20 protein-coding genes and 3 pseudogenes are annotated in these 26,381 nt (G+C 69.8%); 20 read left to right on the forward strand and 3 right to left on the reverse strand.

Features of this window, described 5'->3' with window-relative positions; all coding sequences use genetic code 11:
- Window positions 1-117 precede the first annotated feature (117 nt).
- A complete protein-coding gene (locus tag ACH4MY_RS34880) occupies window positions 118-345 on the reverse strand; it encodes a hypothetical protein (RefSeq protein WP_398008390.1) in 228 nt (75 codons plus the stop codon).
- A gap of 248 nt (window positions 346-593) precedes the next feature.
- Between ACH4MY_RS34880 and ACH4MY_RS34885 the strand changes: the two are divergent.
- Window positions 594-1,937, forward strand: a pseudogene (locus tag ACH4MY_RS34885) (ABC transporter substrate-binding protein); the annotation flags it as partial.
- A 168-nt stretch (window positions 1,938-2,105) separates the two neighbouring features.
- Here the strand turns inward: ACH4MY_RS34885 and ACH4MY_RS34890 are convergent.
- Window positions 2,106-2,684: pseudogene (locus ACH4MY_RS34890) on the reverse strand (hypothetical protein); the annotation flags it as partial.
- A gap of 755 nt (window positions 2,685-3,439) precedes the next feature.
- Between ACH4MY_RS34890 and typA the strand changes: the two are divergent.
- The 16 genes and pseudogenes from typA to ACH4MY_RS34970 all read left to right on the forward strand — a co-directional run bounded on the left by typA (window position 3,440) and on the right by ACH4MY_RS34970 (window position 22,198).
- Window positions 3,440-5,341, forward strand: coding sequence for a translational GTPase TypA (typA, locus tag ACH4MY_RS34895; RefSeq protein ID WP_398008392.1), 1,902 nt, complete (start codon window positions 3,440-3,442; stop codon window positions 5,339-5,341).
- Between the two features lie 587 nt (window positions 5,342-5,928).
- Window positions 5,929-7,569 carry an ABC transporter substrate-binding protein gene (locus tag ACH4MY_RS34900; RefSeq protein WP_398008394.1) on the forward strand — a complete coding sequence of 547 codons (1,641 nt, stop codon included), beginning with the start codon at window positions 5,929-5,931 and terminating at the stop codon, window positions 7,567-7,569.
- A 175-nt stretch (window positions 7,570-7,744) separates the two neighbouring features.
- Window positions 7,745-8,677, forward strand: coding sequence for an ABC transporter permease (locus ACH4MY_RS34905; protein ID WP_187622567.1), 933 nt, complete (start codon window positions 7,745-7,747; stop codon window positions 8,675-8,677).
- Window positions 8,670-9,617: an ABC transporter permease gene (locus ACH4MY_RS34910; protein ID WP_398008396.1), complete on the forward strand. Its 948-nt coding sequence runs from the start codon at window positions 8,670-8,672 to the stop codon at window positions 9,615-9,617. Before ACH4MY_RS34905 ends, ACH4MY_RS34910 begins: the two co-directional genes overlap by 8 nt.
- A gap of 12 nt (window positions 9,618-9,629) precedes the next feature.
- The gene (locus ACH4MY_RS34915) at window positions 9,630-10,688 is read left to right on the forward strand and encodes an ABC transporter ATP-binding protein (RefSeq protein ID WP_398008398.1); all 1,059 of its coding nucleotides are present in this window, start codon (window positions 9,630-9,632) and stop codon (window positions 10,686-10,688) included.
- A complete protein-coding gene (locus tag ACH4MY_RS34920) occupies window positions 10,681-11,769 on the forward strand; it encodes an ABC transporter ATP-binding protein (protein WP_398008400.1) in 1,089 nt (362 codons plus the stop codon). The genes ACH4MY_RS34915 and ACH4MY_RS34920 overlap by 8 nt, the downstream gene beginning before the upstream one ends.
- 247 nt (window positions 11,770-12,016) lie before the next feature.
- Entirely contained in the window at window positions 12,017-13,093 is a 1,077-nt protein-coding gene (locus ACH4MY_RS34925) for an N-acetylmuramoyl-L-alanine amidase (RefSeq protein ID WP_398008402.1), read from the forward strand.
- A 25-nt stretch (window positions 13,094-13,118) separates the two neighbouring features.
- Window positions 13,119-14,102, forward strand: coding sequence for a penicillin-insensitive murein endopeptidase (locus ACH4MY_RS34930; RefSeq protein WP_398008404.1), 984 nt, complete (start codon window positions 13,119-13,121; stop codon window positions 14,100-14,102).
- Window positions 14,096-14,425: pseudogene (locus ACH4MY_RS34935) on the forward strand (peptidoglycan-binding protein); the annotation flags it as partial. The gene ACH4MY_RS34930 and the pseudogene ACH4MY_RS34935, both read left to right, overlap by 7 nt.
- A gap of 12 nt (window positions 14,426-14,437) precedes the next feature.
- Complete coding sequence (locus ACH4MY_RS34940; RefSeq protein ID WP_398008549.1) at window positions 14,438-15,064, forward strand: peptidoglycan-binding protein; 627 nt, start codon at window positions 14,438-14,440, stop codon at window positions 15,062-15,064.
- Window positions 15,065-15,216: 152 nt separating this feature from the next.
- A complete protein-coding gene (locus ACH4MY_RS34945; protein ID WP_398008406.1) occupies window positions 15,217-16,845 on the forward strand; it encodes an ABC transporter substrate-binding protein in 1,629 nt (542 codons plus the stop codon).
- A 173-nt stretch (window positions 16,846-17,018) separates the two neighbouring features.
- Window positions 17,019-17,942, forward strand: a complete 924-nt coding sequence (locus ACH4MY_RS34950) for an ABC transporter permease (RefSeq protein ID WP_398008408.1) — start codon at window positions 17,019-17,021, stop codon at window positions 17,940-17,942.
- Window positions 17,935-18,921, forward strand: coding sequence for an ABC transporter permease (locus tag ACH4MY_RS34955; protein ID WP_398008410.1), 987 nt, complete (start codon window positions 17,935-17,937; stop codon window positions 18,919-18,921). Before ACH4MY_RS34950 ends, ACH4MY_RS34955 begins: the two co-directional genes overlap by 8 nt.
- A 6-nt stretch (window positions 18,922-18,927) precedes the next feature.
- Window positions 18,928-19,911, forward strand: a complete 984-nt coding sequence (locus tag ACH4MY_RS34960; RefSeq protein WP_398008412.1) for an ABC transporter ATP-binding protein — start codon at window positions 18,928-18,930, stop codon at window positions 19,909-19,911.
- Entirely contained in the window at window positions 19,904-21,067 is a 1,164-nt protein-coding gene (locus ACH4MY_RS34965) for an ABC transporter ATP-binding protein (RefSeq protein WP_398008414.1), read from the forward strand. Before ACH4MY_RS34960 ends, ACH4MY_RS34965 begins: the two co-directional genes overlap by 8 nt.
- Before the next feature lie 192 nt (window positions 21,068-21,259).
- Window positions 21,260-22,198 carry a hypothetical protein gene (locus ACH4MY_RS34970; protein ID WP_398008416.1) on the forward strand — a complete coding sequence of 313 codons (939 nt, stop codon included), beginning with the start codon at window positions 21,260-21,262 and terminating at the stop codon, window positions 22,196-22,198.
- A gap of 1 nt (window position 22,199) precedes the next feature.
- On the opposite strand, the gene ACH4MY_RS34975 is transcribed toward ACH4MY_RS34970, so the two are convergent.
- Entirely contained in the window at window positions 22,200-24,371 is a 2,172-nt protein-coding gene (locus ACH4MY_RS34975; RefSeq protein ID WP_398008418.1) for a prolyl oligopeptidase family serine peptidase, read from the reverse strand.
- 181 nt (window positions 24,372-24,552) lie between these two features.
- Here ACH4MY_RS34975 and ACH4MY_RS34980 point away from each other — a divergent pair, with 181 nt between their 5' ends.
- The 3 genes from ACH4MY_RS34980 to ACH4MY_RS34990 are packed head-to-tail and all read left to right on the forward strand — an operon-like array spanning window position 24,553 to window position 26,066.
- Window positions 24,553-24,747 carry a hypothetical protein gene (locus tag ACH4MY_RS34980; protein WP_030207665.1) on the forward strand — a complete coding sequence of 65 codons (195 nt, stop codon included), beginning with the start codon at window positions 24,553-24,555 and terminating at the stop codon, window positions 24,745-24,747.
- Between the two features lie 51 nt (window positions 24,748-24,798).
- A complete protein-coding gene (gene mshB / locus ACH4MY_RS34985; protein ID WP_398008420.1) occupies window positions 24,799-25,689 on the forward strand; it encodes an N-acetyl-1-D-myo-inositol-2-amino-2-deoxy-alpha-D-glucopyranoside deacetylase in 891 nt (296 codons plus the stop codon).
- Window positions 25,686-26,066, forward strand: coding sequence for a DUF6113 family protein (locus ACH4MY_RS34990; protein WP_398008422.1), 381 nt, complete (start codon window positions 25,686-25,688; stop codon window positions 26,064-26,066). Before mshB ends, ACH4MY_RS34990 begins: the two co-directional genes overlap by 4 nt.
- Window positions 26,067-26,381 lie beyond the last annotated feature (315 nt).

Below are 26,381 nucleotides of genomic sequence, written 5' to 3' on the forward strand. Positions count from 1 at the left end.
AGGCCCTCCTACGGTCGGTTGCCGGTACGTCCAGCGGCGCGTGGCGGCCTTCGGCGGGTGACTGTCCCCCCGCTCGTGGCCGCCCCTGACCGGTGGCTGCCCGTGGCGCGTGGCGGCCTAGGGTGCGTGGCGGTCGCGGGCTCCCAGTCCCTCGTCGTCCGTGTCCGTCCACAGCCCGCTGTCGTACGGGGTGTCGGGGATGGTCACCACGTTCTCGGTGCGTCGGGCGGCGGGCGCACGGGGTGTGCCCGACTCCGCCATGACGGAGTCCTCCAGCTGTCCGACGGTGCGGACCAGGTCTTCGAGGCAGCGCTTGACGGCTGCCAGATCGTCCTGAACGGACATGGTTGCCCTCACTTCCGCGAGCGGCTTCGGCAGGAGTGTCGCGCGTCACATTCCCGCTTGGGAAGCCATGTGCACGGGATTCCACTCGTCCGGAGCGCTCCTTCTCCGGCGGGTTGGGCCGCACGGGTGGGGTTTCCCGGATGTGCCGCCGTGTCGCCGTGGCCGGATCCGCTCCGTCCTTTTCAGTGTATGAGCAATAGGTGTGATCATCTCCAAATGGAATGAATCTGGACGAAGGGGTACAAGTCATGTCCCAGATCGGCGCCCCTCGCGGGAGGACATGCTCCAGGAGCCCCCGCTCCCGCACGCTGCGCTCCGTCGCCACCCTCACCAGCGCCGTCCTCGCCGTCACCGTGCTCGCCGGATGCAGCTCCGGCGACGAGGCCGACGAGGCCCCGGCCGCGGCGCAGGACAACGCGCCCGCCGCACGCGACAAGGTCGCCGACGGCGGCACCCTGCGCTGGGCCGTCGACGCGCTGCCCACCACCCTCAACACCTTCCAGGCCGACGCCGACGGCACCAGCTCCCGGATCGCCGGAGCCGTGCTCCCCTCCCTCTACACGATCGACGAGCGGGGCAGGCCGCGGCGGAACGCCGACTACCTGGAGTCCGCGCAGGTCATCGAGACGGAGCCCAAGCAGGTCGTCCTCTACAAGCTCAACCAGCAGGCGGTGTGGAGCGACGGCCGCGAGATCGGGGCGCCCGACTTCGTGGCCCAGTGGCGGGCGCTGAGCGGCCGCGACACCGCGTACTGGACCGCCCGCAACTCCGGCTACGAGCGGATCGAGAAGATCGAGCGGGGCAAGAACGACCTGGAGGTACGGGTCACCTTCTCCAAGCCCTACGCCGACTGGCAGTCCCTCTTCACCCCGCTGTACCCCAAGCAGGTGATGGGCTCCCCGGCCGCCTTCAACGACGGGGCCCGCGCCACCCTCAAGGCCACCGCAGGACCGTTCCTGCTGAAGGCGATCGACCGCAAGGACAGCTCCGTCACCCTCACCCGCAACCCCCGCTGGTGGGGACAGCCCGCCAAGCTCGACAGCGTCGTCCTCAAGGCCGTCCCCCGGGCCGACCGGGCGGCCGCCCTCGCCGCCGGCACCCTCGACCTGGCCGAGATCGACCGGTCCACCGCCGAACGGATCGCCCTCGCGCTCCGGGACGCCCGCGCCGGGCGCAACGGCGCCCAGGCCGCCCTCGCCCACGGCCCCGGATCCTCGATCACCTCCTCCAAGGCCCTGAAGTCCTGGGCACTCGCCCACGGCTCCGACGAGGAGAAGGCGGCGGAGGTCCAGGCCGCCCGCGCGAAGAACCAGCAGGCCCTCGCCGTGTACGCGAGCGCCCAGGACACCCTGGCGAAGTACGTGGTCCGCAAGTCCCTGGAGCCCGCCTACACCCAGCTCTCGCTGAACGGCGAGTCCGGGCCGCTCGCCGACGAGCGGGTACGGCGGGCGGTGGCCCGCGCCATCAACCGCCAGGAGCTCGCCGAATCCGTCCTCAAGCCGCTCGGGCTCCCGGCGAAGCCCCCGGGCAGCCATCTGGCCCTCGCCGGCCAGGCCGCCTACGCGGACAGCAGCGACGCCCTCGGCAGCCAGGACACCGAGGAGGCGAGGGCACTCCTCGCCGACGCGGGCTGGGTCCCCGGCGGGGCGGTCAAGCAGCCCGCGGGCGCGGGCACCAAGGCGGGCAGCGAGGCCGAGAAGAAGGCCGCGGAGAAGGCGGCCGACACCACGAAGGACGGCACCACGAAGGACGGCACCACGAAGGACGGCACCACGAAGGACGGCACGGCGAAGGACGGCGCCAAGAAGGAGCCCGCCAAGGCCGAGGGCTCCACCGACGCCAAGAAGAAGGGGAACGACACCGCCTCCGAGGACACCGCATCCGACGAGGGCCTCTACATCGTCGGGGACGACAAGCCCGGCGCGCGCCGGGCCGCCCCCGCCCCCGTCGTCGGCGCCGCCGGCCCCGAGAACGGCACCCACATCCTCGCCCCGGCCGCCGCCGCCGCCCGGCAGAGCGCCGCGCTCCTCGCCCGCGCCGAGGCCCTCGACACCGGTACGGGCTCCGGCGCCCGCGCCGCCCTGCCGGTCTCCGGGACGGACAAGGGCGTCGCCGGGGCCTACGCCCCGCGGGGCACCGCCGCCCCCGTCACGGCTCCCGACGCCGCCCGGGCCCTCGGCAAGGACGGCAAGGCGCTCAGCCTCCGCTTCGTCCTGCCGTCCGGCCCCGGCTCCGAGGCGCTGCGGGCGGTCGGCGACCGGATCGTCCGGATGCTCGACGCCGTCGGGATCCGTACCGAGGTCACCAAGGTCTCCGACGACAGCTTCTTCAAGGACCACGTCGCCTCGGGCGACTACGACCTGGCCCTCTACTCCTGGCCGGCCTCCGCCTTCCCGGCCACCGACGCCCGGCCGATCTTCGCCAAGCCCGAGCCCGCCTCGGACGGCTCACTCCTGGTCGAGCAGAACTACTCGCGGGTCGGCACCGACCGCATCGACCAGCTCTTCGACCAGGCGGCCGGGACGCTCGACGAGGAGGAGGCCCGCGAGCTCGTCCGCCAGGCCGACGCCCGGATCTGGGCGGCCGCCGGCTCCATTCCCCTCTATCAGCGCCCCCAGCTCGTCGCCGCGAGGGCCGATCTGGTGAACGCCGGAGCCTGGGGCCTCGCCGGTCCCCGCTACCAGGACATCGGCTTCAAGAAGGCCGAGACCTCCAAGGGCGCCGAACGAAACAGCCGCACCCCCTGAAAGCACTGAAAGCACTGAAAGCACTGGTCACAACCTCAGAACCAGCTCAATTTCCTTGCCCGCCGGTGATCCCGGCGGGCAGGATCGCGTCGGCCCCTTGACCCGGCCCGTCCCGCTGTCACTCGCAGTCGCCCCGCACGTGCACCGTCGTCGTACCGCAGTCTTACCACCGTCGCGCCGCACCCCGGGCGCACGTCGAAACACCCCAGTAGACCCTCTCGGATCCGGGCGGGGAAGCCCCTTGCGCGGCAGCCCCGTACCATAGGACATAGCCGTGGCGCGTCCGCCCGGCGGGCGTACGAGGAACTGACGCCGCATCCCACGATCCGAGAGAAGCGCAAGCACCCATGCCCACGCGCCACGACATCCGTAACGTCGCCATCGTCGCCCACGTCGACCATGGCAAGACGACCATCGTCGACGCCATGCTCAAGCAGGCCGGTGCCTTCGCCGCCCACCAGCATCTCGACGACCGCATGATGGACTCGAACGACCTGGAGCGTGAGAAGGGCATCACGATCCTCGCCAAGAACACGGCGGTGAAGTATCACCCCAAGGACGGCGGGGCCCCGATCACGATCAACATCATCGACACCCCCGGTCACGCCGACTTCGGTGGCGAGGTCGAGCGTGGTCTGTCGATGGTGGACGCGGTCGTCCTCCTCGTGGACGCCTCCGAGGGTCCGCTCCCGCAGACCCGCTTCGTGCTGCGCAAGGCCCTCCAGCAGCGCCTGCCCGTCATCCTCTGCATCAACAAGACGGACCGCCCGGACTCCCGGATCGACGAGGTCGTCAACGAGACCTACGACCTCTTCCTCGACCTGGACGCGGACGAGGACCAGATCGAGTTCCCGATCGTCTACGCCTGCGGCCGTGACGGCATCGCCTCGCTGACCAAGCCGGAGAACGGCACCGTTCCCGCCGACAGCGAGAACCTGGAGCCGTTCTTCTCCACCATCCTGGAGCACGTCCCGGCCCCGACGTACGACGAGGAGGCCCCGCTCCAGGCCCACGTCACCAACCTGGACGCCGACAACTTCCTCGGCCGCATCGCGCTGCTCCGCGTCGAGCAGGGCGAGCTGCGCAAGGGCCAGACGGTCGCGTGGATCAAGCGGGACGGCACGATCGCCAACGTCCGCATCACCGAGCTGATGATGACCGAGGCCCTCACCCGCAAGCCGGCCGAGGTCGCCGGCCCCGGTGACATCTGCGCCGTCGCCGGTATCCCCGACATCATGATCGGCGAGACCCTGGCCGACCCGGAGAACCCGATCGCGCTGCCGCTGATCACGGTGGACCAGCCGGCCATCTCCATGACCATCGGCACCAACACCTCGCCGCTCGTCGGCCGCGGTGGCACGGGCAAGGGCGCGGAGGCCAAGTCCGCGGTCAAGCAGCGCAAGGTCACCGCCCGCCAGGTCAAGGACCGTCTGGACCGCGAGCTCATCGGTAACGTCTCGCTCCGCGTCCTCGACACCGAGCGTCCCGACGCCTGGGAGGTCCAGGGCCGTGGTGAGCTCGCGCTCGCCATCCTGGTCGAGCAGATGCGCCGCGAGGGCTTCGAGCTGACCATCGGCAAGCCGCAGGTCGTCACCAAGCAGGTCGACGGCAAGACGCACGAGCCCGTCGAGCGCCTCACGGTCGACGTCCCCGAGGAGCACATGGGCGCGGTCACGCAGCTCATGGGTGTCCGCAAGGGCCGCATGGACAACATGTCGAACCACGGCTCCGGCTGGGTCCGCATGGAGTTCGTCGTTCCGTCCCGTGGCCTCATCGGCTTCCGTACGGAGTTCCTCACCAACACCCGCGGTACGGGTATCGCCCACTCGATCCACGAGGGCCACGAGCCGTGGTTCGGCACGCTGACGACCCGTAACAACGGTTCGCTGGTCGCCGACCGCGCCGGCGCCGTCACCGCCTTCGCGATGACCAACCTCCAGGAGCGCGGTGTCCTGTTCACCGACCCCGGCACCGAGGTGTACGAGGGCATGATCGTCGGCGAGAACTCGCGCTCCGACGACATGGACGTGAACATCACCAAGGAGAAGAAGCTCACCAACATGCGCTCCGCCTCCGCCGACTCCTTCGAGGCGATCGTCCCGCCGCGGAAGCTCTCCCTTGAGCAGTCCCTGGAGTTCTGCCGCGACGACGAGTGCGTCGAGGTCACCCCGGAGGCCGTGCGTATCCGCAAGGTCATCCTGGACCAGAACGCGCGTGGCCGTGCGTCCTCGCGCGCCAAGAACGCCTGAACCACGCGGCAGCGGCGGTAGCGGGAGCGGTACGAGCGGTACCGGCAGCACGAGCAGTACGGCGCCGTATGTGGAGCACCGCCGAACTCAGGCGCAAGATGGGCTGAGTTCGGCCGCATGCGGCCGATGACAGTGGGGTAGATCACGATCCTGTGATCTACCCCGCTTTCGGTTCGACACGACGTCAGCACCGGAGCCCGGACCCCCGCAGGCAGTGGGTGAGTCCGGGCTTTTCGTCAACTTCCGTCAACTCCATTTCAGAGGCCACGTGTCCGCATATCGGCCATCGCTCTCCGGTACGTGTGTTAACGGTCCGTTTCGCGGGTGTCTGTCTGTGCTCAGTTTGTCCGGATTTCGGTATCCGGGGGTGTGGTGATGTTGTCAAAACGAGACCACTTAAGTGTGGTTTACAGCCCGGACGTACTTAATAGTTGGCTCCATTGAGCTCGGGTCAATGGGTCACGCACTGTGGGGAGTGCCGACTCACGAGCACACTCGGGGCACTTGAGTGCAAAGCCGTCAGGGGTGTCGGCGAAACTCGGAGTGCCCCTCTTGTAGTGACAAAGTGGACTCATGAGGAGGAACCCATGCGCGGTGCCAAGAGCGCCAAGTGGGTAACGGGCGCGATCATCGTTGCCCTTGCTGCGACCGCCTGTGGCGGGGGTAAGAGCGACGGCGGCAGTGACGCCAAGGGCGCTGTTGACCCGAACGGAATTTTCTCCATCGAGCTGGGCGAGCCTGAGAAGCCCCTGCTCACCGGTGACACGATGGAGTCCAACGGCTCCGCCGTGATGGCCGGCCTGTTCTCGACCCTGGTCGACTACAAGGCCGACGGTTCGCTGGAGATGATCAACGCCGAGTCGGTCACCACGACGGACTCGAAGACGTGGACCGTCAAGCTGAAGCCGGGCTGGACCTTCCACGACGGCACTCCGGTGACCTCCAAGTCCTACGTGGACGCGTGGAACTGGAACGCCAACGTCAAGAACGCCCAGGGTCTGTCCTCGTGGTTCGCGGACATCAAGGGCTACGACAAGGTCCACCCCGAGGCGGAGGGCGCCAAGCCCACCTCCGACAAGCTGGACGGTCTGACCGTCGTCGACGAGACGACCTTCAAGATCGAGCTCTCGAAGGCCGTTCCGTACTTCGGCCACAAGCTCGCCTACATCGTCTTCGCCCCGCTGGCCGAGTCCTTCTACAAGGACCCGGAAGCCGGTGGCCAGAAGCCGGTCGGCAACGGTCCCTACAAGTTCAAGAGCTGGGACCACAAGAAGAAGATCGAGATCACCCGGTTCGACGGCTACAAGGGCCCGAACAAGGCGAAGAACGGCGGTGTGGTCTTCAAGAACTACACCACCCTCGAGGCCGCGTACGAGGACCTGAAGTCGGGCAACGTCGACGTTCTGCGTCAGATCGCGCCGAAGGACCTCCCGGTCTACCGCCAGGACCTCGGCGACCGCGCCGTGGACCAGCCGTACTCCGCGATCCAGACCATGGCCGTCGCCTTCTACGCCGACCAGTGGAAGAAGCCGAAGGCGATCGACCCGCGCGTCATCCAGGGTCTGTCGATGGCGATCGACCGTGCCACCATCACCAGGACGGTGCTGCAGGGTACGCGTGAGCCCGCGACCGGCTGGGTCGCCAAGGGTGTCCTGGGCTTCCAGGAGGACGGTGGCGCCGGCGTCACCAAGTTCGACCCCGCGAAGGCCAAGGAGCTCATCAAGGCCGGCGGTGGCGTCCCGAACAACAAGATCTCGATCCAGTTCAACGCCGACGGTGGCCACAAGGAGTGGGTGGACGCTGTCTGCAACTCCATCACCCAGGCCACGACGGTCCAGTGTGTCGGCGACGGCAAGCCGGACTTCCAGGCCGACCTGACCGCTCGCAAGACCAAGCAGGTCAAGTCGCTCTACCGCTCCGGCTGGGTGCTCGACTACCCGGTGAACGCCAACTTCATCTCGGACCTGTTCCGTACGGGTGCGGCGGGCAACCAGGGCGACTTCTCCAACAAGGAGCTGGACGCCAAGATCGCCAAGGCTGACTCCGCGGCGACGCTGGACGACTCGGTGAAGCAGTTCCAGGCCATCGAGAAGGACCTGGTCAACTACATGCCGTCGATCCCGCTCTGGTACTACAAGGTCAACGCGGGCTACTCCGAGAAGGTTTCGGGCGTGGCGTACGGCCAGGACGGCGACCCGATCCTGACCGGCGTCGAGGTCAAGAAGTAATCACCCAAGCGTAGTCCGCCTGCCGATGCGGGGCTGACGGGATGTCAGCCCCGCCCTCGGCGCCTTACGTATGTGGCTGGGGGGCCCTTCCACGTCATTCGCGTACCCGTTCACGGGTCGCGGTTGCCGAGGGAGGGCCCGTCGGCTGCTGCTGTCATATTTCAACGGAGGCATGATGGGGCGCTATGTCGCACGACGACTGCTCCAGATGATCCCGGTTTTCCTCGGGACCACCCTGCTGATCTTCCTCATGGTCTACAGCCTGCCCGGCGACCCCGTGGCGGGTATGTTCGGGGACAAGGGCGCTGACCCCGCGACCCTCGCGAAGATCAGACACGATCTGGGACTGGATCTGCCGCTCTGGCAGCAGTACTGGAACTACATGACCGACATCATCCTGCACTTCGACTTCGGGAACCAGATCCGCAACGGTCGCCCGATCACCGAGGTACTGGGTGAGGCGTTCCCCGTCACTCTGCAACTCGCCGCTCTGGCGTTCGCGTTCGAGCTGGTCTTCGGCATCGGCCTCGGCATCATCGCGGGCCTCAAGGCCGGCCGGCTCGCCGACAACGCGATCCTGATCTTCACGCTGCTGATCATCTCGATCCCGGTCTTCGTCCTCGGCTTCATCATCAAGATGGTGTTCGCCTTCGAACTGGGCTGGATCGAACCGAACGTCAGCAACGACCAGTTGGTGTCCGAGATGATCGCGCCGGCCATTGTGCTGGGCGGTTTGTCACTGGCGTACGTCGCCCGGCTCACCCGCACGTCCATGGCGGAGAACCTGCGCGCCGACTACATGCGTACGGCCGTCGCCAAGGGCCTGCCCCGCCGTCGCGTCATCGGTGTGCACCTCATGCGCAACTCGATGATCCCCGTGGTCACCTTCCTCGGCACCGACATCGGCGCCCTCATGGGCGGCGCGGTCGTCACCGAGCGCATCTTCAACATCAAGGGTGTCGGTGGCCTCATCGCCGAGTCGATCACCCGGCGCGAAGGTTCCACTCTGGTCGGTCTGGTCACCATCCTGGTGATCATCTACCTCGTCACCAGCCTGCTCATCGACCTGCTGTACGCGGTCCTGGACCCGAGGATCCGGTATGCCTGACGTGACCAAGACCGCGACCGCCGTCGAGGACGCCGTCGCGCTTCCCGCCGACGTCGCCGCTCCGGCGAAGCAGGAGAAGGCGCGCAGCCTCTGGGGCGACGCGTGGGTCGACCTGCGCCGCAACCCGTACTTCCTCGTGGCGTCGGTGCTGATCTTCTTCCTGCTGCTGATCGCCGTCTTCCCGAGCTTCTTCAGCAGTGCGTCGCCGACCAAGGGCGACCTCGTGAAGCACTTCCTCGGGAAGCCGGAACTCGGCGACATCGGTTCCGAGGGCTGGCTCGGCTACGACGGCCAGGGCCGCTCCGTGTACGCCCGACTGATCTACGGCACCCGTGCCTCGATCATCGTCGGCGTCACCGTCACCGCGATCGTCACGCTCGTCGGTGGTGTGATGGGCATGCTCGCCGGTTACTTCGGTGGCTGGATCGACGCGCTGCTCTCGCGTCTGACGGACATCTTCTTCGGCATCCCGTTCCTGCTCGGTGCCATGGTCGTCCTGCAGTCCTTCGTCGAGCGGACCGTCTGGGTGGTCGTCTTCGCCCTCGCGTTCCTCGGCTGGACCCAGATGGCCCGCGTCATGCGCGGCGCCGTGATCACCGTCAAGCAGGCCGACTACGTGCACGCGGCCAAGGCGCTGGGTGCCGGCACGACCCGCATCCTGCTCCGGCACATCCTGCCGAACGCCATGGCTCCGGTGATCGTCGTCGCCACCATCGCCCTGGGCGGGTACATCTCCGCCGAGGCCACCCTGTCGTACCTGGGTCTGGGCCTCGCGGCCCCGACCGTGTCGTGGGGTGTGGACATCTCCACCGGTGTCGACCAGATCCGAGTGGCGCAGCACATCCTGCTGTGGCCCTCGATCATGCTCAGCATCACCGTTCTGGCGTTCATCATGCTCGGCGAAGCCGTCCGCAACGCCCTCGACCCCAAGCTGCGCTAGGAGGGCGTAAAGGTGACCATCATCGACAACACCGCGACGGTCCCGTCGCCCCGCGACGGCTCCGGCCACAACGGTCCGCTGCTCGAAGTCCGTGACCTGCACGTCGAGTTCCACACCCGTGACGGTGTGGCCAAGGCGGTCAACGGAGTCAACTACTCGGTGAACGCCGGCGAGACCCTCGCCGTCCTCGGCGAGTCCGGCTCCGGCAAGTCCGTGACCGCGCAGGCCATCATGGGCATCCTCGACATGCCGCCCGGCAAGATCCCGCAGGGCGAGATCCTGTTCCGCGGCCAGGACATGCTCAAGATGTCCGACGAGGAGCGCCGCAAGGTCCGCGGCCGGAAGATCGCGATGATCTTCCAGGACGCGCTGTCCTCCCTCAACCCGGTTCTCAGCGTCGGCTACCAGCTCGGCGAGATGTTCCGTGTGCACCAGGGCCTGTCCAAGAAGGACGCCAAGGTCAAGGCCATCGAGCTGATGGACAAGGTCAAGATCCCCGCCGCCGCGGCGCGGGTCTCCGACTACCCCCACCAGTTCTCCGGCGGTATGCGCCAGCGCATCATGATCGCGATGGCGCTCGCCCTGGAGCCGGACCTGATCATCGCCGACGAGCCCACCACGGCTCTCGACGTGACCGTCCAGGCCCAGGTCATGGACCTCCTCGCGGAGCTCCAGCAGGAATACAACATGGGCCTGATCCTGATCACCCACGACCTCGGCGTCGTCGCCGACGTCGCGGACAAGATCGCCGTGATGTACGCCGGCCGGATCGTCGAGCAGGCGCCGGTGCACGAGCTGTACGGGCGCCCCGCGCACCCGTACACCCGAGGCCTGCTGGACTCGATCCCGCGCCTGGACCAGAAGGGCCAGGAGCTCTACGCGATCAAGGGCCTGCCGCCCAACCTGCTCCGCGTGCCCACCGGCTGCGCCTTCAACCCGCGCTGCCCCAAGGCCGACGACATCTGCCGCACGGAGATCCCGGCCCTGGCGCCGGTCACCGAGCAGGACGGCGCGGATCTCCCGGGCCGTAAGAGCGCCTGCCACTTCTGGAAGGAGACGATCCATGGCTGACCTCAGCAAGAACGACGAGGCCGTGGCCGCCGCCGTCGAGGCCCCCGTGGGCCGCGGCGAGCCGATCCTCCAGGTGCGCAACCTGAAGAAGCACTTCCCGCTCACGCAGGGAATCCTCTTCAAGAAGCACGTCGGCGCGGTCAAGGCCGTGGACGGGGTCTCCTTCGACCTCTACCAGGGCGAGACCCTCGGCATCGTGGGCGAGTCCGGCTGTGGCAAGTCCACGGTCGCCAAGCTCCTGATGAACCTGGAGCAGGCCACCGCCGGCGAGGTCTTCTACAAGGGCCAGGACATCACCAAGCTGGGCGGGCGCGCCCTCAAGGCCGTGCGCCGCAACATCCAGATGGTGTTCCAGGACCCGTACACCTCGCTCAACCCGCGTATGACGGTCGGCGACATCATCGGCGAGCCCTTCGACATCCACCCCGAGGTGGCCCCGAAGGGCGACCGGCGCCGCAAGGTGCAGGAGCTCCTCGACGTCGTCGGCCTGAACCCCGAGTACATCAACCGCTACCCGCACCAGTTCTCCGGCGGTCAGCGCCAGCGCATCGGCATCGCCCGCGGCCTCGCGCTCAACCCGGAGATCATCATCTGCGACGAGCCGGTCTCGGCCCTGGACGTCTCCGTCCAGGCGCAGGTCATCAACCTGATGGAGAAGCTCCAGGACGAGTTCAACCTCTCCTACCTCTTCATCGCGCACGACCTGTCGATCGTCCGGCACATCTCGGACCGCGTCGGCGTCATGTACCTCGGCAAGATGGCCGAGATCGGTACGGACGAGCAGATCTACGAGCACCCGACGCACCCGTACACCCAGGCGCTGCTCTCCGCGGTGCCGGTGCCGGACCCGCAGGCCCGCGCGCACCGCGAGCGGATCATCCTCACCGGTGACGTCCCCTCGCCGGCGAACCCGCCGTCGGGCTGCAGCTTCCGCACCCGGTGCTGGAAGGTGCAGGAGAAGTGCTCGCAGGAGACTCCGCTCCTCGCGATCCCGCAGCGCTTCGACGGCCAGGACACCCCGGCCGCCCACCTCTCGGCGTGCCACTTCGCCGAGGAGAAGCAGGTCGTCCCGGTGCACTGACGCACCGCCCGCTCGTCACGGCCGGCCCCCGGCGCCCTACAGGCGCCGGGGGCCGGCCGTTTCGCGTGCTCCGGATCCGCTCCTCCTGGCTTCCGTTCCTCCGGGCCGACGCGTCCCGGACCGGCGTGGGACGCGACACGGGACGGGGGACGGCCCTGCCGCCGTCCTTCCTCTGCGAGCGTGTGCGACGGCGTGGTCACGCCACACCAGCCCCGACACACCGTCAGCCACGGAGGACCGACCGCCCATGACAACGGTCACCGGACCGAACCACCCCCGCCGTCGCACCCTGCTCACCGGCGCCTTCGCCCTCGGCGCGGCCACCGTGCTGCCCCTGGGCTCCGCCGGTGCGGCCCGGGCCGCCGGCGTCCCCCCGATCGCGGACTGCGCCAGCTGGGGCGCCCGTCCCGCGAGCAGCCCCCTCACGATCCTGCCGCGCCCGCCGGTGAAGATCATCGTGCACCACACGGCGACCCCCAACGTCACCGACCTCTCCCAGGCCCAGGGCTTCCGGCTGGCCCGCTCCATGCAGAACTGGGCGATGGACGAACGCGGTTGGATCGACACGGGCCAGCACTTCTCCATCAGCCGCGGCGCCCACATCATGGAGGGGCGGCACAGCAGCCTGGCCGAACTCCAGGGCGGCGCCAGGACCGTGGAGTCCGCCCACTGCACCGGACAGAACACCGTCGCCATCGGCATCGAGAACGAGGGCACCTACACCTCGGTCGACCCGCGCACGGAGCAGTACGCGGCGCTGGTCGAACTCTGCGCCCACATCTGCCGCCAGTACGGCCTGCGGGCCTACCAGATCTACGGACACCGGGACTTCAACGCCACCGAATGCCCCGGCGACCGGCTGTACGCCCTGCTGCCCCGGCTGCGCCGGGACGTGGCCGCGCGGATCGGCGGGGATCCGGCGCCGCCGGTGTGGCCGCTGCTGCGCGACGGCGACACGGGCGACCGGGTGCGGGCGCTCCAGCACCTGCTGACCGGCCGGGGCGCGACGCTCGGCACCGACGGGTCGTTCGGCCCGGCCACCGAGAAGGCGGTACGGGACTTCCAGACCCTCGTAGGGGCCACCGCCGACGGTTTCGCCGGCAATCAGACGTGGCACCAACTCGTGCCGCCCGTACGGCAGAACGACACCGGCGAGGCCGTCGAGGCCGTCCAGCTCCTGCTCACCGCACGGGGCGTTCCCACGACGGCCGACGGCATCTTCGGTCCGGGCACCCGGACCGCGGTCACCGGCTTCCAGTCCACGGCCGGGCTGCCCGCCGACGGCCTCGTCGACGCCCGGACCTTCAGCCGACTGCTCGGCTGACCAATCCTCAGGAGGAGCAATCGTCATGCCCTCGCACACACCTCTCGCCGCCCGCTGGGCGGTTCTGCTCGCCGCCGTCCTCAGCCTGCTGATCGGTCTCGGCGCCCCCGCCCAGGCCGTCTCCGGCGCCTTCGTCCCGACCCAGAGCAAGGGCAACCGGGGCTCGGACGTCGCGGCCCTGCAGTTCCTGCTCAACGCCCAGGGCGCGCAGCTGACCGCCGACGGCGTCTTCGGCTCCGGTACCGACACCGCCGTCCGCTCCTTCCAGTCGGCCAAGGGCCTCGACGCCGACGGCATCGTCGGCCCGAACACCTGGAAGGCCCTCACCCCCACGGTGCGGGAGGGCGGCCGGGGCGAGGCCGTGAAGGCCGTCCAGTACCTGCTCAACGCCAAGCGCGGGGCCGGACTCACCGTCGACGGCGCCTTCGGGGCCGGTACCGCCTCGGCCGTCCGCACCTTCCAGAGCCACGCCGGTCTCGGCGCGGACGGCGTCGTCGGCCCCGACACCTGGACCAATCTGCTCTGGCACTACGAGTACGCCGACTACAACTCCGGCACCCTCTGCAACCAGAACCCGGACGGGAACAGCTCGGCCGACTGGGGGACCGCGGCCGCCGTCGCCCAGCTGGAGGCCGCCGCCCGCAGCTTCTCCGCCCTGGGCCGGGGCAAGGTCCCCGTCGGTGACATCGGCTTCGAGCACGGCGGCTCCATCAACGGCCACGCCAGCCACCAGGTCGGCCTCGACGCCGACCTCTGGCCGGTCCGTACCGACGCCGCCCAGTGCGGCGGGTCCAGGATCACCTGGCAGTCGGCCGCGTACGACCGCTCCGCGACCCGCGAGCTGGTGAAGGCGCTGCGCGCGGCCGCTCCGGGGCACGTGAAGTTCGTCTACTTCAACGACCCGCAGCTGATCGCCGAGGGCCTGACCGTCCAGTACCCCAACCACGACAACCACCTGCACATCCGGTACTGCGAGGCGGTCCACCCGAACGGGTCGTACACATGCTGACCGCGCCCCGCACCGGAACCCGTTCCCCGCAGGAGCGCACGACGAGAAGGATCCCGGCCCGGGCCGCCGCGCTGATCGCGGCCCTGATCGCCGCGCTGACGGCCGGTCTGCTCGCCTCCGCCCCCGCCTCCGCCGCCGACTGGCCCCTCGTCCGCAAGGGCGACTCCGGGGTCCAGGTGACGACGGTCCAGCATCTGCTGACGGCCCGCGGCCAGGCCACCGGAGCCGACGGCGCCTTCGGCGACGGCACCGAGGCCAAGGTCAGGAGCTTCCAGAGCGCGAGCGGCCTGACCCCGGTCGACGGCATCGTCGGTGCCGACACCTGGTCCAAGCTGATCGTCACCGTCCGCACCGGCGACAGCGGATCCGCGGTCAAGGCCGCGCAGACGCAGCTCAACCGGTACGGGGCGGGTCTCGCCGTCGACGGTGCCTTCGGCGCCGGCACCGACACCAAGGTCAAGAGCTTCCAGATCTCCAAGGGCCTGGACGCGGACGGCGTCGTCGGCCCGGACACCTGGCGCGCCCTGGTCACCGGCAGCTCCGGCGGCAGCGGCGGCGGCAGTGGTCTGCTGACCCACGCCGACGCGGCCTCGCTCTTCACCGCGGCCGGCGTCGGCTGGACCTCCTCCGGCAACTGCTCCAACCGGAACAGCACGAGCTGCACCTCGTTCGACGGCCTGCGCCGGACGTCCGCCGACGGGGCGGTCGCCCTGCGCCGGGCGAGCTCCTGCGCGCTGACGATCACGGGCGGTACGGAGGCGGGGCACGCGAGCGGGACGTACAGCCACTGGAACGGCTACAAGCTGGACTTCGCCCGGACCTCCTGCCTGACCGGGTACGTCACCGGGACCTTCCCGTACACGGGGACCCGCAGCAGCGACCACGCCAAGCTGTACACCGCCCCCTCGGGCAACATCTACGCCGACGAGGGCAATCACTGGGACGTCACCTTCCTGAACTGATCCCGAGTCATCCCGGCGCCGGCGGCCGGCGGCAGCGCACCTCGCTGCCGCCGGCCGCCCTCGCTCTGATGGGCGTCGAGAACATGCATGCCTTCCGTTTTCAGGTGATATTGATCTCTAAGTCACGCTTAGGGACATATGGGAGGCACTCCATGCGCGGAGCCACGCACGCCAAGTGGGCCGCTCTGGCCACCGCCGTCGCCCTCGCGGCGACCGCCTGTGGCGGCGGCGACGACAGCGGCGGTGGCGGAGGGGCCGACGGCGTCGTGAGTTCCTCGTGGGGCGACCCGCAGAACCCGCTGGAGCCCGCCAACACCAACGAGGTCCAGGGAGGCAAGGTCCTCTCCATGATCTTCCGCGGGCTCAAGCAGTACGACCCCAAGACCGGCGAGGCCAAGGACATGCTGGCCGAGAAGATCGACACCACCGACTCGACCAACTTCGCCATCACGGTCAAGGACGGCTGGACCTTCTCCAACGGCGAGAAGGTCACCGCCAAGTCCTTCGTCGACGCCTGGAACTACGCCGCCCATCTGAAGAACAACCAGAAGAACGCGTACTTCTTCGGTCAGATCGAGGGCTACGACAAGGTCCACCCCGAGAAGGGCGAGCCGACGGCCGAGACCATGTCCGGCCTCAAGGTCACCGGCCCCCAGACCTTCACGGTCAAGCTCACCCAGAAGTTCTCCACATGGCCCATCACCCTCGGCTACGCGGCCTTCTCGCCGCTGCCCCAGGCCTTCTACGACGACCACGCGGCCTGGCTGTCGAAGCCGGTCGGCAACGGGCCGTACACCGTCGACTCGTACTCCAAGGGCTCCCAGATGGCCCTCAAGCGCTGGGACGCCTACCCCGGCGCCGACAAGGCCCAGAACGGCGGCATCACCCTCAAGGTCTACACCGACAACAACACCGCCTACACCGACCTGACGGCCGGAAACCTCGACCTCGTCGACGACATCCCCGCGTCCCAGCTCAAGAACGTCGAGGCCGACCTCGGCGACCGGTACATCAACGTGCCCGCCGGCATCATCCAGACCCTGTCCTTCCCGTTCTACGACCCGGCCTGGGACAAGCCCGGACAGGAGAAGCTCCGCCAGGGCCTCTCCATGGCGATCGACCGCGACCAGATCACCGAGACGATCTTCCAGAAGACCCGCACCCCGGCCGTCGACTGGACCTCCCCGGTCCTCGGCGAGGACGGCGGCTTCAAGGACGTCTGCGGCGACTTCTGCAAGTTCGACGCGGCCGAGGCGAAGAAGCTCGTCGCCGAGGGCGGCGGCATCCCCGGCGGCACGATGAAGATCTCGTACAACGCCGACACCGGCTCCCACAAGGAATGGGTCGACGCGGTCTGCAACTCCATCAACCGCTCCCTGGGCAACGACCGCGCCTGCGTCGGCAACCCCGTCGGCACCTTCGCCGACTACCGCAACCAGGTCACCTCGCAGAAGCTCACGGGCCCGTTCCGCGCCGGCTGGCAGATGGACTACCCGCTCATCCAGAACTTCCTCCAGCCGCTGTACTACACGAACGCCTCCTCCAACGACGGCAAGTGGACGAGCCCCGAGTTCGACAAGCTCGTCAACCAGGCCAACGCCGAGCCCGACATCGCCAAGGCCGTCGGACTCTTCCAGCAGGCCGAGGGCGTCCTCCGCGACGACATGGGCGCCATCCCGCTCTGGTACCAGAACGGCAGCGCCGGCTACTCGGACCGGGTCACCAACGTGTCCCTCAACCCGTTCAGCGTCCCGGTCTACGACCAGATCAAGGTCAACTGACGTCGTAGCAGGTCGGAGGCGTACGGCCCGGCCCGCGGACCTCCGCGCCGCCGGGCCGTACGCCTTCCCCGCACCCTTCCCGGAGCGAACCCCCTTCCCGGAGCAGACCCCCTCCCCGGAGCGCCCCTCCCCGGAGCCGGTCCCTTTCCCGGAGCCAACCCCCGGAGCCCCTCATGGGTCGTTATGTGATCCGGCGACTGCTGCAGATGATCCCGGTCTTCTTCGGCGCCACGCTGCTGATCTTCCTGATGGTGAACGTGATGGGCGATCCCATCGCCGGACTGTGCGGCGACCGCCAGTGCGACCCGGCGACGGCGGCCCAGCTCGAGAAGGAGTTCGGCCTCGACAAGCCCGTCTGGCAGCAGTACCTGACCTACATGGGCAACGTCTTCACCGGAGACTTCGGCACGGCCTTCAACGGCCAGGAGGTCACCGAGCTGATGGCCAACGCCTTCCCGGTCACCATCCGCCTCACCCTCGTGGCCATCTTCTTCGAGATCGTCATCGGCATCAGCCTCGGCGTCCTCACCGGCCTCAAGCGGGGCCACCCCGTCGACACCACCGTGCTGGTGCTGACCCTGGTCGTCATCGCCATCCCGACCTTCGTCACCGGCCTGCTGTTCCAGCTGCTGTTCGGAGTGAAGTGGGGCTGGATCGAACCGGCCGTCTCCACCGGCGCCCCGCTCAACGAGCTGATCGTCCCCGGACTCGTCCTCGCCTCGGTCTCCCTCGCGTACGTCACCCGGCTCACCCGGACGTCGATCGCCGAGAACAAGCGGGCCGACTACGTCCGTACCGCCACGGCCAAGGGGCTGCCCCGCCGCCGGGTCATCACCCGCCACCTGCTGCGCAACAGCCTCATCCCCGTGGTGACCTTCATCGGCACCGACATCGGCGCGCTCATGGGCGGAGCCATCGTCACCGAGCGGATCTTCAACATCCACGGTGTCGGCTACCAGCTCTACCAGGGCATCCTCCGTCAGAACACCCAGACCGTCGTCGGCTTCGTGACCGTCCTCGTCCTGGTCTTCCTGGTGGCGAACCTGCTCGTCGACCTCCTGTACGCCGTCCTTGACCCGAGGATCCGCTATGCCTGAGCAGCCTGCGCCGTTCGACGACGGCCGCGCGATCGACCACACCGGCGCCGGAGGCGCGACCGACCTCGCGATGGCCGAGGGCGAGACCTTGGAGAAGACGCCCGGCGGTCACGACGGCACCGGCCCCGACAAGAAGCCGCGCTCCCTCTGGTCCGACGCCTGGCACGACCTGCGCCGGAACCCGGTCTTCATCATCTCGGGCGTGATCATCGTCTTCCTCGTGATCATCGCCATCTGGCCCCAGCTCATCGCCAGCGGCAACCCGCTCGACTGCGACCTCGCCAAGGCCCAGGAGGGCTCTCAGCCCGGCCACCCCTTCGGCTTCAACGGCCAGGGCTGCGACGTCTACACCCGTACGGTCTACGGGGCCAGGGCCTCCATCCAGGTCGGCGTCTTCGCCACCCTCGGCGTGACCCTCCTCGGCTCCGCGCTCGGCGGCCTCGCCGGCTTCTACGGCGGCGCCTGGGACGGCTTCCTCTCCCGGATCACCGACGTCTTCTTCGCGATCCCCGTCCTCCTCGGCGGCCTCGTGCTCCTCTCCGTCGTCAGCAGCAACACCGTCTGGCCCGTCATCGGCTTCATGGTGCTGCTCGGCTGGCCGCAGATCTCCCGGATCGCCCGCGGCTCGGTCATCACCGTCAAACAGAACGACTACGTGCAGGCCGCCCGCGCACTCGGCGCGTCCAACTCCCGCATGCTGCTCCGGCACATCTCGCCGAACGCCCTCGCGCCCGTCATCGTCGTCGCGACCATCGCCCTCGGCACGTACATCGCGCTCGAGGCGACGCTGTCGTTCCTCGGCGTCGGCCTCAAGCCGCCCACCGTCTCCTGGGGCATCGACATCTCCTCGGCCGCACCCTACGTGCGCAACGCCCCGCACATGCTCCTCTGGCCCTCCGGCGCACTGGCCATCACCGTGCTCGCCTTCATCATGCTCGGCGACGCCGTCCGCGACGCCCTCGACCCCAAGCTGAGGTAGGGACCCATGCTGCTCGAAGTGCGCGACCTGCACGTGGAGTTCCACACCCGGGACGGGGTCGCCAAGGCGGTCAACGGCGTCGACTACTCCGTCGACGCGGGGGAGACCCTCGCCGTGCTCGGCGAGTCCGGCTCCGGCAAGTCCGTCACCGCCCAGGCCGTCATGGGCATCCTCGACATCCCCCCGGGAAAGATCACCCAGGGCGAGATCCTCTTCCAGGGCCAGGACCTCCTGAAGCTCAAGGAGGAGGAGCGGCGCAAGATCCGCGGCGCCAAGATGGCGATGGTCTTCCAGGACGCGCTGTCCTCGCTCAACCCCGTCGTCAGCGTCGGCGACCAGCTCGGCGAGATGTTCCAGGTCCACAAGGGGATGTCGCGCAAGGACTCCAAGGCCAAGGCCGTCGAGCTGATGGACCGGGTCCGCATCCCCGGCGCCAAGGAACGCGTCGGCCAGTACCCCCACCAGTTCTCCGGCGGCATGCGCCAGCGCATCATGATCGCGATGGCGCTCGCCCTCGAACCCGAACTGATCATCGCGGACGAGCCCACCACCGCCCTCGACGTCACCGTCCAGGCCCAGGTCATGGACCTGCTCGCCGAGCTCCGGCGCGAACTCAACATGGGCCTCATCCTCATCACCCACGACCTCGGCGTCGTCGCCGACGTCGCCGACAAGATCGCCGTCATGTACGCGGGCCGGATCGTCGAGCGCGCCCCCGTCCACGAGATCTACAAGGCCCCCGCCCACCCCTACACCAAGGGCCTCCTCGAATCGATCCCGCGCCTGGACCAGAAGGGCCAGGAGCTGTACGCGATCAAGGGCCTGCCGCCCAACCTGCTGAACATCCCGCCAGGCTGCGCCTTCAACCCGCGCTGTCCCCTGGCCCAGGACGTCTGCCGGACCGACGTGCCCCCGCTGTACGACGTGACCGAGTCCCCGGTGCCGCGCGCCAGCGCCTGCCACTTCTGGAAGGAGTGCCTCCATGGCTGAGGCGATTCTCGAAGTCCGGGACCTCCACAAGCACTACCCGCTCACCCAGGGCATCCTCTTCAAGAAGCAGGTCGGCGCGGTCAAGGCCGTCGACGGGGTCGACTTCGAGCTCTCCGCCGGAGAGACCCTCGGCATCGTCGGCGAGTCCGGCTGCGGCAAGTCGACGGTCGCCAGGATGCTGGTCAACCTGGAGCGTCCCACCTCGGGCACCATCCGCTACAAGGGCGACGACATCACCACGCTCTCACCCCGCGCCCTGAAGGCCGTCCGCCGCAACATCCAGATGGTCTTCCAGGACCCGTACACCTCGCTCAACCCGCGCATGACCGTCGGCGACATCATCGGCGAGCCGTACGAGATCCACCCCGAGGTCGCGCCCAAGGGCTCCCGTCGGCAGAAGGTCCAGGACCTCCTGGACGTCGTCGGCCTCAACCCCGAGTACATCAACCGCTACCCGCACCAGTTCTCCGGCGGCCAGCGCCAGCGCATCGGCATCGCCCGCGGCCTCGCCCTCCAGCCCGAGATCATCGTGGCCGACGAACCGGTGTCGGCCCTCGACGTCTCCGTCCAGGCGCAGGTCGTCAACCTCCTCGACAGCCTCCAGGCCGAGTTCTCCCTGTCGTACGTGTTCATCGCCCACGACCTGTCGATCGTGCGGCACATCTCCGACCGGGTCGGCGTCATGTACCTCGGCCGGATCGTCGAGATCGGCAGCGACGCACAGATCTACGACCACCCCACCCACCCCTACACCCAGGCCCTGCTGTCCGCCGTCCCGGTCCCCGACCCCGAGGCGCGGGCCCACCGCGAACGCATCATCCTCACCGGCGACGTCCCCTCCCCGGCCAACATCCCCTCCGGCTGCCGCTTCCGCACCCGCTGCTGGAAGGCCCAGGAGCGCTGCGCCCTGGAGGTCCCGGCCCTCGCGGTCCCGGCCGTCTTCCGCCTCACGGACAGCCCGGCGAAGCACGACTCGGCCTGCCACTTCGCGGAGGAGAAGCAGGTGGTCCCCCCGGAGGACGACACGACCGGCCCCGTGACTCCGCCGGAGAACGGCGCGACCGGCCCCGTGGCTCCGCCGCAGAACGGCGCGACCGGACCCGAGAGCCCGCCGGAGAACGGCCCGACCGGACTGAGGAAGCCCGAATCGCCTTAACGAGCAGGCAACTTGGCGGAAGCGGTTCCGATATACGAACACGCCAGACTCCACAACGTACGGCCGTGCGGGTGCCGTAAGCCGGGCCGGGGCGCAGTACGCGGCCCCGGCCCGGCTGCCTGATCCCTCCGTGCCGCGCGGGTTCCGCGGAATCGCTTGTTTCGGTCGATGGCGACCGTGAGTATCGGGTCCGTGACAGTGACACGACCGGCACGACTCACGGGCGCCGCGCTCTGCGCCGCGCTCGCCCTCATCGCCGCCGTGTGGATCCTCAAGGATCTCGCCGCGCTCGGCTCACCCGTCGACCTCGCCTGGTACTGGGCGGGGGACCACCACTTCCTCATCCGGGGGCGGTCCGCCACCTCCCTGATCGACGCGGTGCTCCTCGTCGTCTCCGTGGCCGCGGTCGTCGCCGCCCTCCGCTCCCGGCACGCGGCCTCCGCGCTTGCCGCCACCGGAAGCGTCACCCTCGCCCTGCGGCTGCCCGGTCTCTGGACCCCCGACAGCGGGGCCCTCGTCACCGCGTTCCTCGAACTGGCCCTCGCCGCCGGTCTGATCGTCACCGCGGCCGTCGGCCGCCGCCCCGCCACCGCCTCGTACGAGCCGCTCCCGACCCGTCCGTGCCCCGGCCCCGCCGTCGCCGCCGGCGTCCTGCTCTCCGCCGCCGCGCTCGTCGTGATCCTGTGGGAGCTGTACTGGTCCACCGAACTCCCCCTGGAGATCACCGTCGACCGGTTCATCGGCGGCCGGTCCGTCATCAAGGCGGCCCTCGCGCCCCCGCCGGGCTGGCTGTCACTCGTCCTCGTCGCCGTGTACGGGACGGCCGCCGTCTCCGCCTTCGTACGGGCCCGCCACGGCCGGGCCTTCGGGCTGCTCGCCGGGGCGTTCCTGACGGCCGGCGGGATCGCCGAGATCGCGCGGACCACCCGCTACGAACTGGTCGGCCACTTCGCGGACCTCCCGACCGTCGGCCGGCTGAGCGTGGTCAGCGCCTTCTTCGAGCTGCTCGCCGGCATCGCGGTGCTCGTCCTCCTGGCCGGGCGCGGCGCCCCCGCCGCCGCACCCGGCCCGTACACACCGGCCGGGATGCCGCCCCCGGCCCCGCCCTACCCGCCGCCGCCCGGCTGGTGACTCAGGCCGTCCGCATCCCGAGGGACCGCTTCAGGAAGTCCACCTGCAGCAGGAGCAGGTTCTCCGCGACCTGCTCCTGCGGCGTCATGTGCGTGACCCCGGACAGCGGCAGCACCTCGTGGGGCCGGCCCGCCGCCAGCAGCGCGGAGGAGAGCCGCAGCGCGTGCGCGACCACCACGTTGTCGTCCGCGAGACCGTGGACGATCATCATCGGCCGCGCGGGCACCTCCGGCTCCGAGAGCCCTTCGTCGGTGAGCAGCGACTGCGCCGCGTACACCTCCGGGTCGTCCTGCGGCGTGCCGAGGTACCGCTCCGTGTAGTGGGTGTCGTACCGCCGCCAGTCCGTCACCGGCGCCCCCACGACGGCCGCGTGGAAGACGTCCGGCCGCCGCAGCACCGCCCGCGCCGCCAGGTAGCCGCCGTACGACCAGCCGCGGATCGCCACCCGCTCCAGATCGAGGGGGAAACGCCCGGCCAGGCCCCGCAGCGCGTCCACCTGGTCGTCGAGGGTCGGCGCGAAGTCCCGGGCGATCGACTTCTCCCAGGCGGGGGAGCGGCCCGGGGTGCCCCGCCCGTCCGCCACGACCACCGCGAAGCCCTGGTCGGCGAACCACTGGGACGTCAGATGCGGATTGTGCGCGGCGACCACACGCGGCCCGTGCGGACCGCCGTACGGATCCATCAGGACCGGCAGCGGCCCGTCCGCCTCCTCGTACCCCGAGGGCAGCAGCACCGCGCACGGGATCCGCCGGACACCCGCCTCCGTGAGCCGTACGCCGGCGCCGATCACCGGCCGCTGGGCGTACGAGGCCACCACCGCGACCTCTTCGCCGTCCCGCAGCACCCGCGCCACGCTCCCCGGCGTCTCCGGGCGCGCCGACACGAGCACGGTCACCGTGCCGGAGCGCACCGCCCCGTGCGTCCCGACGCCCTCGGACAGCCGCTCGGCGGCCCCGTCGGTCACCCGGTACACATGGACCTCGCCGGTCTCCGGCCGGTCCGCGTCGGCGCCCGCGCCGGCCGACGCCGACACGAGGACGTCGTCCGCCCCGATGTCGAGCACGGCCCGCACGTGCAGGGCGCCGTCGGTGAGCGTCCGGTCGCCCACGGCCAGGGCGCGGGCGCCGCTCTCGTCGGTGAGCCGGACGAGCCGGCCGTCCGGAGCCCACGCCGGGACCCCCGGCAGCAGCTCCAGCCACACCGGGTCCTTCTCCGTCCGTACGGTCGTGGTCTCCCCGGACTCCGGATCCACCGCCAGGAACAGCTGCTCGCGCTGGTTCCGCGCCTGGACGAGGAGGAGCGGCGCCCCGGCCGCCGACCAGTGCACCCGCGCCAGGTAGGGGAACCGCTCCCGGTCCCACCGCACCTCCGCGCGGGCCCCGTCGAGGCCCATGACGAAGAGCCCGACCTCCGCGTTGGCCGTGCCCGCCGCCGGGTACGCCACCTGCTGGGGCGCCCGCTCCGGGTGCGCCGGGTCCGCGATCCACCAGCGTCCGACCGCACGGTCGTCCACCCGCGCGACGAGCAGCCGGTCCGAGGCGGGCGACCACCAGAATCCCCGGTACCGGGTCATCTCCTCCGAGGCGATGAATTCGGCCAATCCGTAGGAGACGTGCGCGTCCTCCGGAACGGCCAGCGCCCGGTCGCCCGATCCGTCCGCGTCCACCACCCGCAGCGCGCCCTCCGCCACGTACGCCACGCGGCGCCCGTCCGGCGACGGCCGGGGGTCGATCACCGGCCCCGGCACCGGCAGTTCCCGCGCCGTCCCCGCCCGCAGTTCCGCCGTGAACAGCCGCCCCGACAGGGCGAAGGCCGCCAACTCCACGGCTCCGTCCACCGCGTACGCCACCACACCGGCCGAGCCCTCCCGTCTCCGCTCCCGGCGCGCCCGCTCCTGCGGCGACAACTCCTCCTCCGCGCCCGCGAGCAGCAGCTCGGGGTCGGCCGCCACCCTCTCCACGGGCGGTCCGCCGTCGCGCGGAAGGTCGAGCACCCAGAGCCGGTGCGACCGGTCCGTGCCCGAGGCGGACCTGACGAACACCACGCGCTCCCCGTCCGGGGAGACCGAGAAAGCGCGCGGAACCCCCAGGGTGAACCGCTGCGTCCGGGCGTGCTGGCGGGGGAAGGAAAGCCCGGCCGAGGGTGTGGCCGGCTGCTGTCGAGACGAGGTCATGCGGCTGAAACTAGCGCCGTGCGCCCCCCTCGTGCCTCCGTCCGCCGATCGATGCGGCCGTACGGATAGTTATGATCCGTAGCGCTAGGTGGGTATGCATCCGACGGGCCTGCCCTCTGGCACATGCTGATCGACCGAACCACTCGAATATCCGACCGAAGAAGTGTGGAGGTGAACCGCCGTGGCACTCTCGATCTCCGTGGTGGTGCTGCTGGCGATCGTCGTCTTCCTTCTGATCCGGAAATCCGGGTTGAAGGCCGGACACGCGGCGGTCTGTGCGCTCCTGGGCTTCTACCTGGCGAGCTCGTCCATCGCCCCGTCCATCAGCACCCTCACCACGAACGTGGCGAACATGGTCGGCGGCCTCAAGTTCTGAGCCGCCCCACGTCCTGACCTGTCTTCCGGCCGGACCTCGTAGGGTGGGGACATGTCCGATCTCCCCGCCCGCCGTCTGCTGCTCGTGCACGCGCACCCGGACGACGAGTCGATCAACAACGGCGCCACCATGGCCAGGTACGCGGCCGAGGGCGCCCTCGTCACCCTGGTCACCTGCACGCTCGGCGAGGAGGGCGAGGTCATCCCGCCCGAGCTCGCCCACCTGGCCCCCGACCGGGAGGACCGGCTCGGCCCCCATCGCGTCGGCGAACTCGCCGCCGCGATGACCGAGCTGGGCGTCACCGACCACCGCTTCCTCGGTGGTCCGGGCCGCTTCCGCGACTCCGGAATGATGGGCGCCGAACAGAACAAGCGTGAGAACGCCTTCTGGAACACCGACGTCGACACCGCCGCCCCGTATCTCGTCGAGGTGATCAGGGAGACCCGTCCGCAGGTCCTCGTCACCTACGACCCCGACGGCGGCTACGGACACCCGGACCACATCCAGGCCCACCGGGTCGCGATGCGCGCCGCCGAACTGGCCGCCGACCCCGCCTACCGCCCCGATCTCGGAGCGGCCCACACGGTCGCCAAGATCTACTGGAACAGGGTCCCGCGCCCGGTCGCCGAGGCCGGGTTCGCCCGGCTGCGCGCCGAGGGTTCCGCCTTCCCGGCCGTCGCCGTGATCGACGACGTCCCCGGAGTCGTCGAGGAGGACCGGATCACCGCCGAGATCGACGCGGGACCGGAGCACACGGCCCGCAAGAGCGCGGCGATGGCCGCGCACGTCACCCAAGTCGCGGTCGACGGTCCGTTCTTCGCCCTCTCCAACGACCTGGGCCAGCCGATCTTCACCACCGAGTACTACGAGTTGGTGCGGGGGACCGCGGGGGCCCCCGCGGGCGTCCGCGAGACCGACCTGTTCGCGGGAGTGACGGCGTGAACCCCACGACGCCCGACACGCTCCCTGCCTCCCGCAACGCCCGATTCGCCTGGTACGCGGGCCTGGCCGTGCTCGGTTTCCTCGTCGGCACCGCCGGAGCCCTCGTCCAGGCCGCCTGGCTCCCCCTCGGCCTGATCCTCGCGCTCCTCGCGACCGCCGGCCTCTTCTACGGCGGGATGCGGGCCACCGGGACCCAGGTCGGCGTGGCCGCCGCCGGAGGAGGCTGGCTGATCGCCGTGATCCTGCTCAGCTTCGGACGCCCGGAGGGTGACGGGGCGTTCGGCGGAGGCGTCGGCGAGCTGCTCTTCCTCTTCGGGGGCATGGCGATCGCTGTGATGTGCACCACGCTGTCCCGGCTGCCCCGACCGACCCCGTGAACAGGACGACTTGAGCACGAGGACGTCCCGACTTCGGCCGGATTGCCCATGGTCGGTCACCCAGGGGTCGGGTATGTGAGGGCGGCGGCCAGTATGGTGGTGCGCGCCGCCGAGCCGCCCGGGTTACACGAGCATCAGCAAGAGCGGGCGGTGGAGCCAACCGGGAGATCCTGCTTTGAGTCGTGAAACTGGTCGAGAGACTGACAGTTCGTCCTCCGGCGCCCAGGGGCGCGGCGGAGCCGCGTACCCCTCGGGTACACCGCCGTACGGATCCCGCCAGTATCCGTCGCTCCACCCCTCGCAGGACGCGCCGGA

Origin of the sequence: Streptomyces sp. NPDC017246 (assembly GCF_044331325.1) — a bacterium.
Lineage (GTDB): Bacteria > Actinomycetota > Actinomycetes > Streptomycetales > Streptomycetaceae > Streptomyces.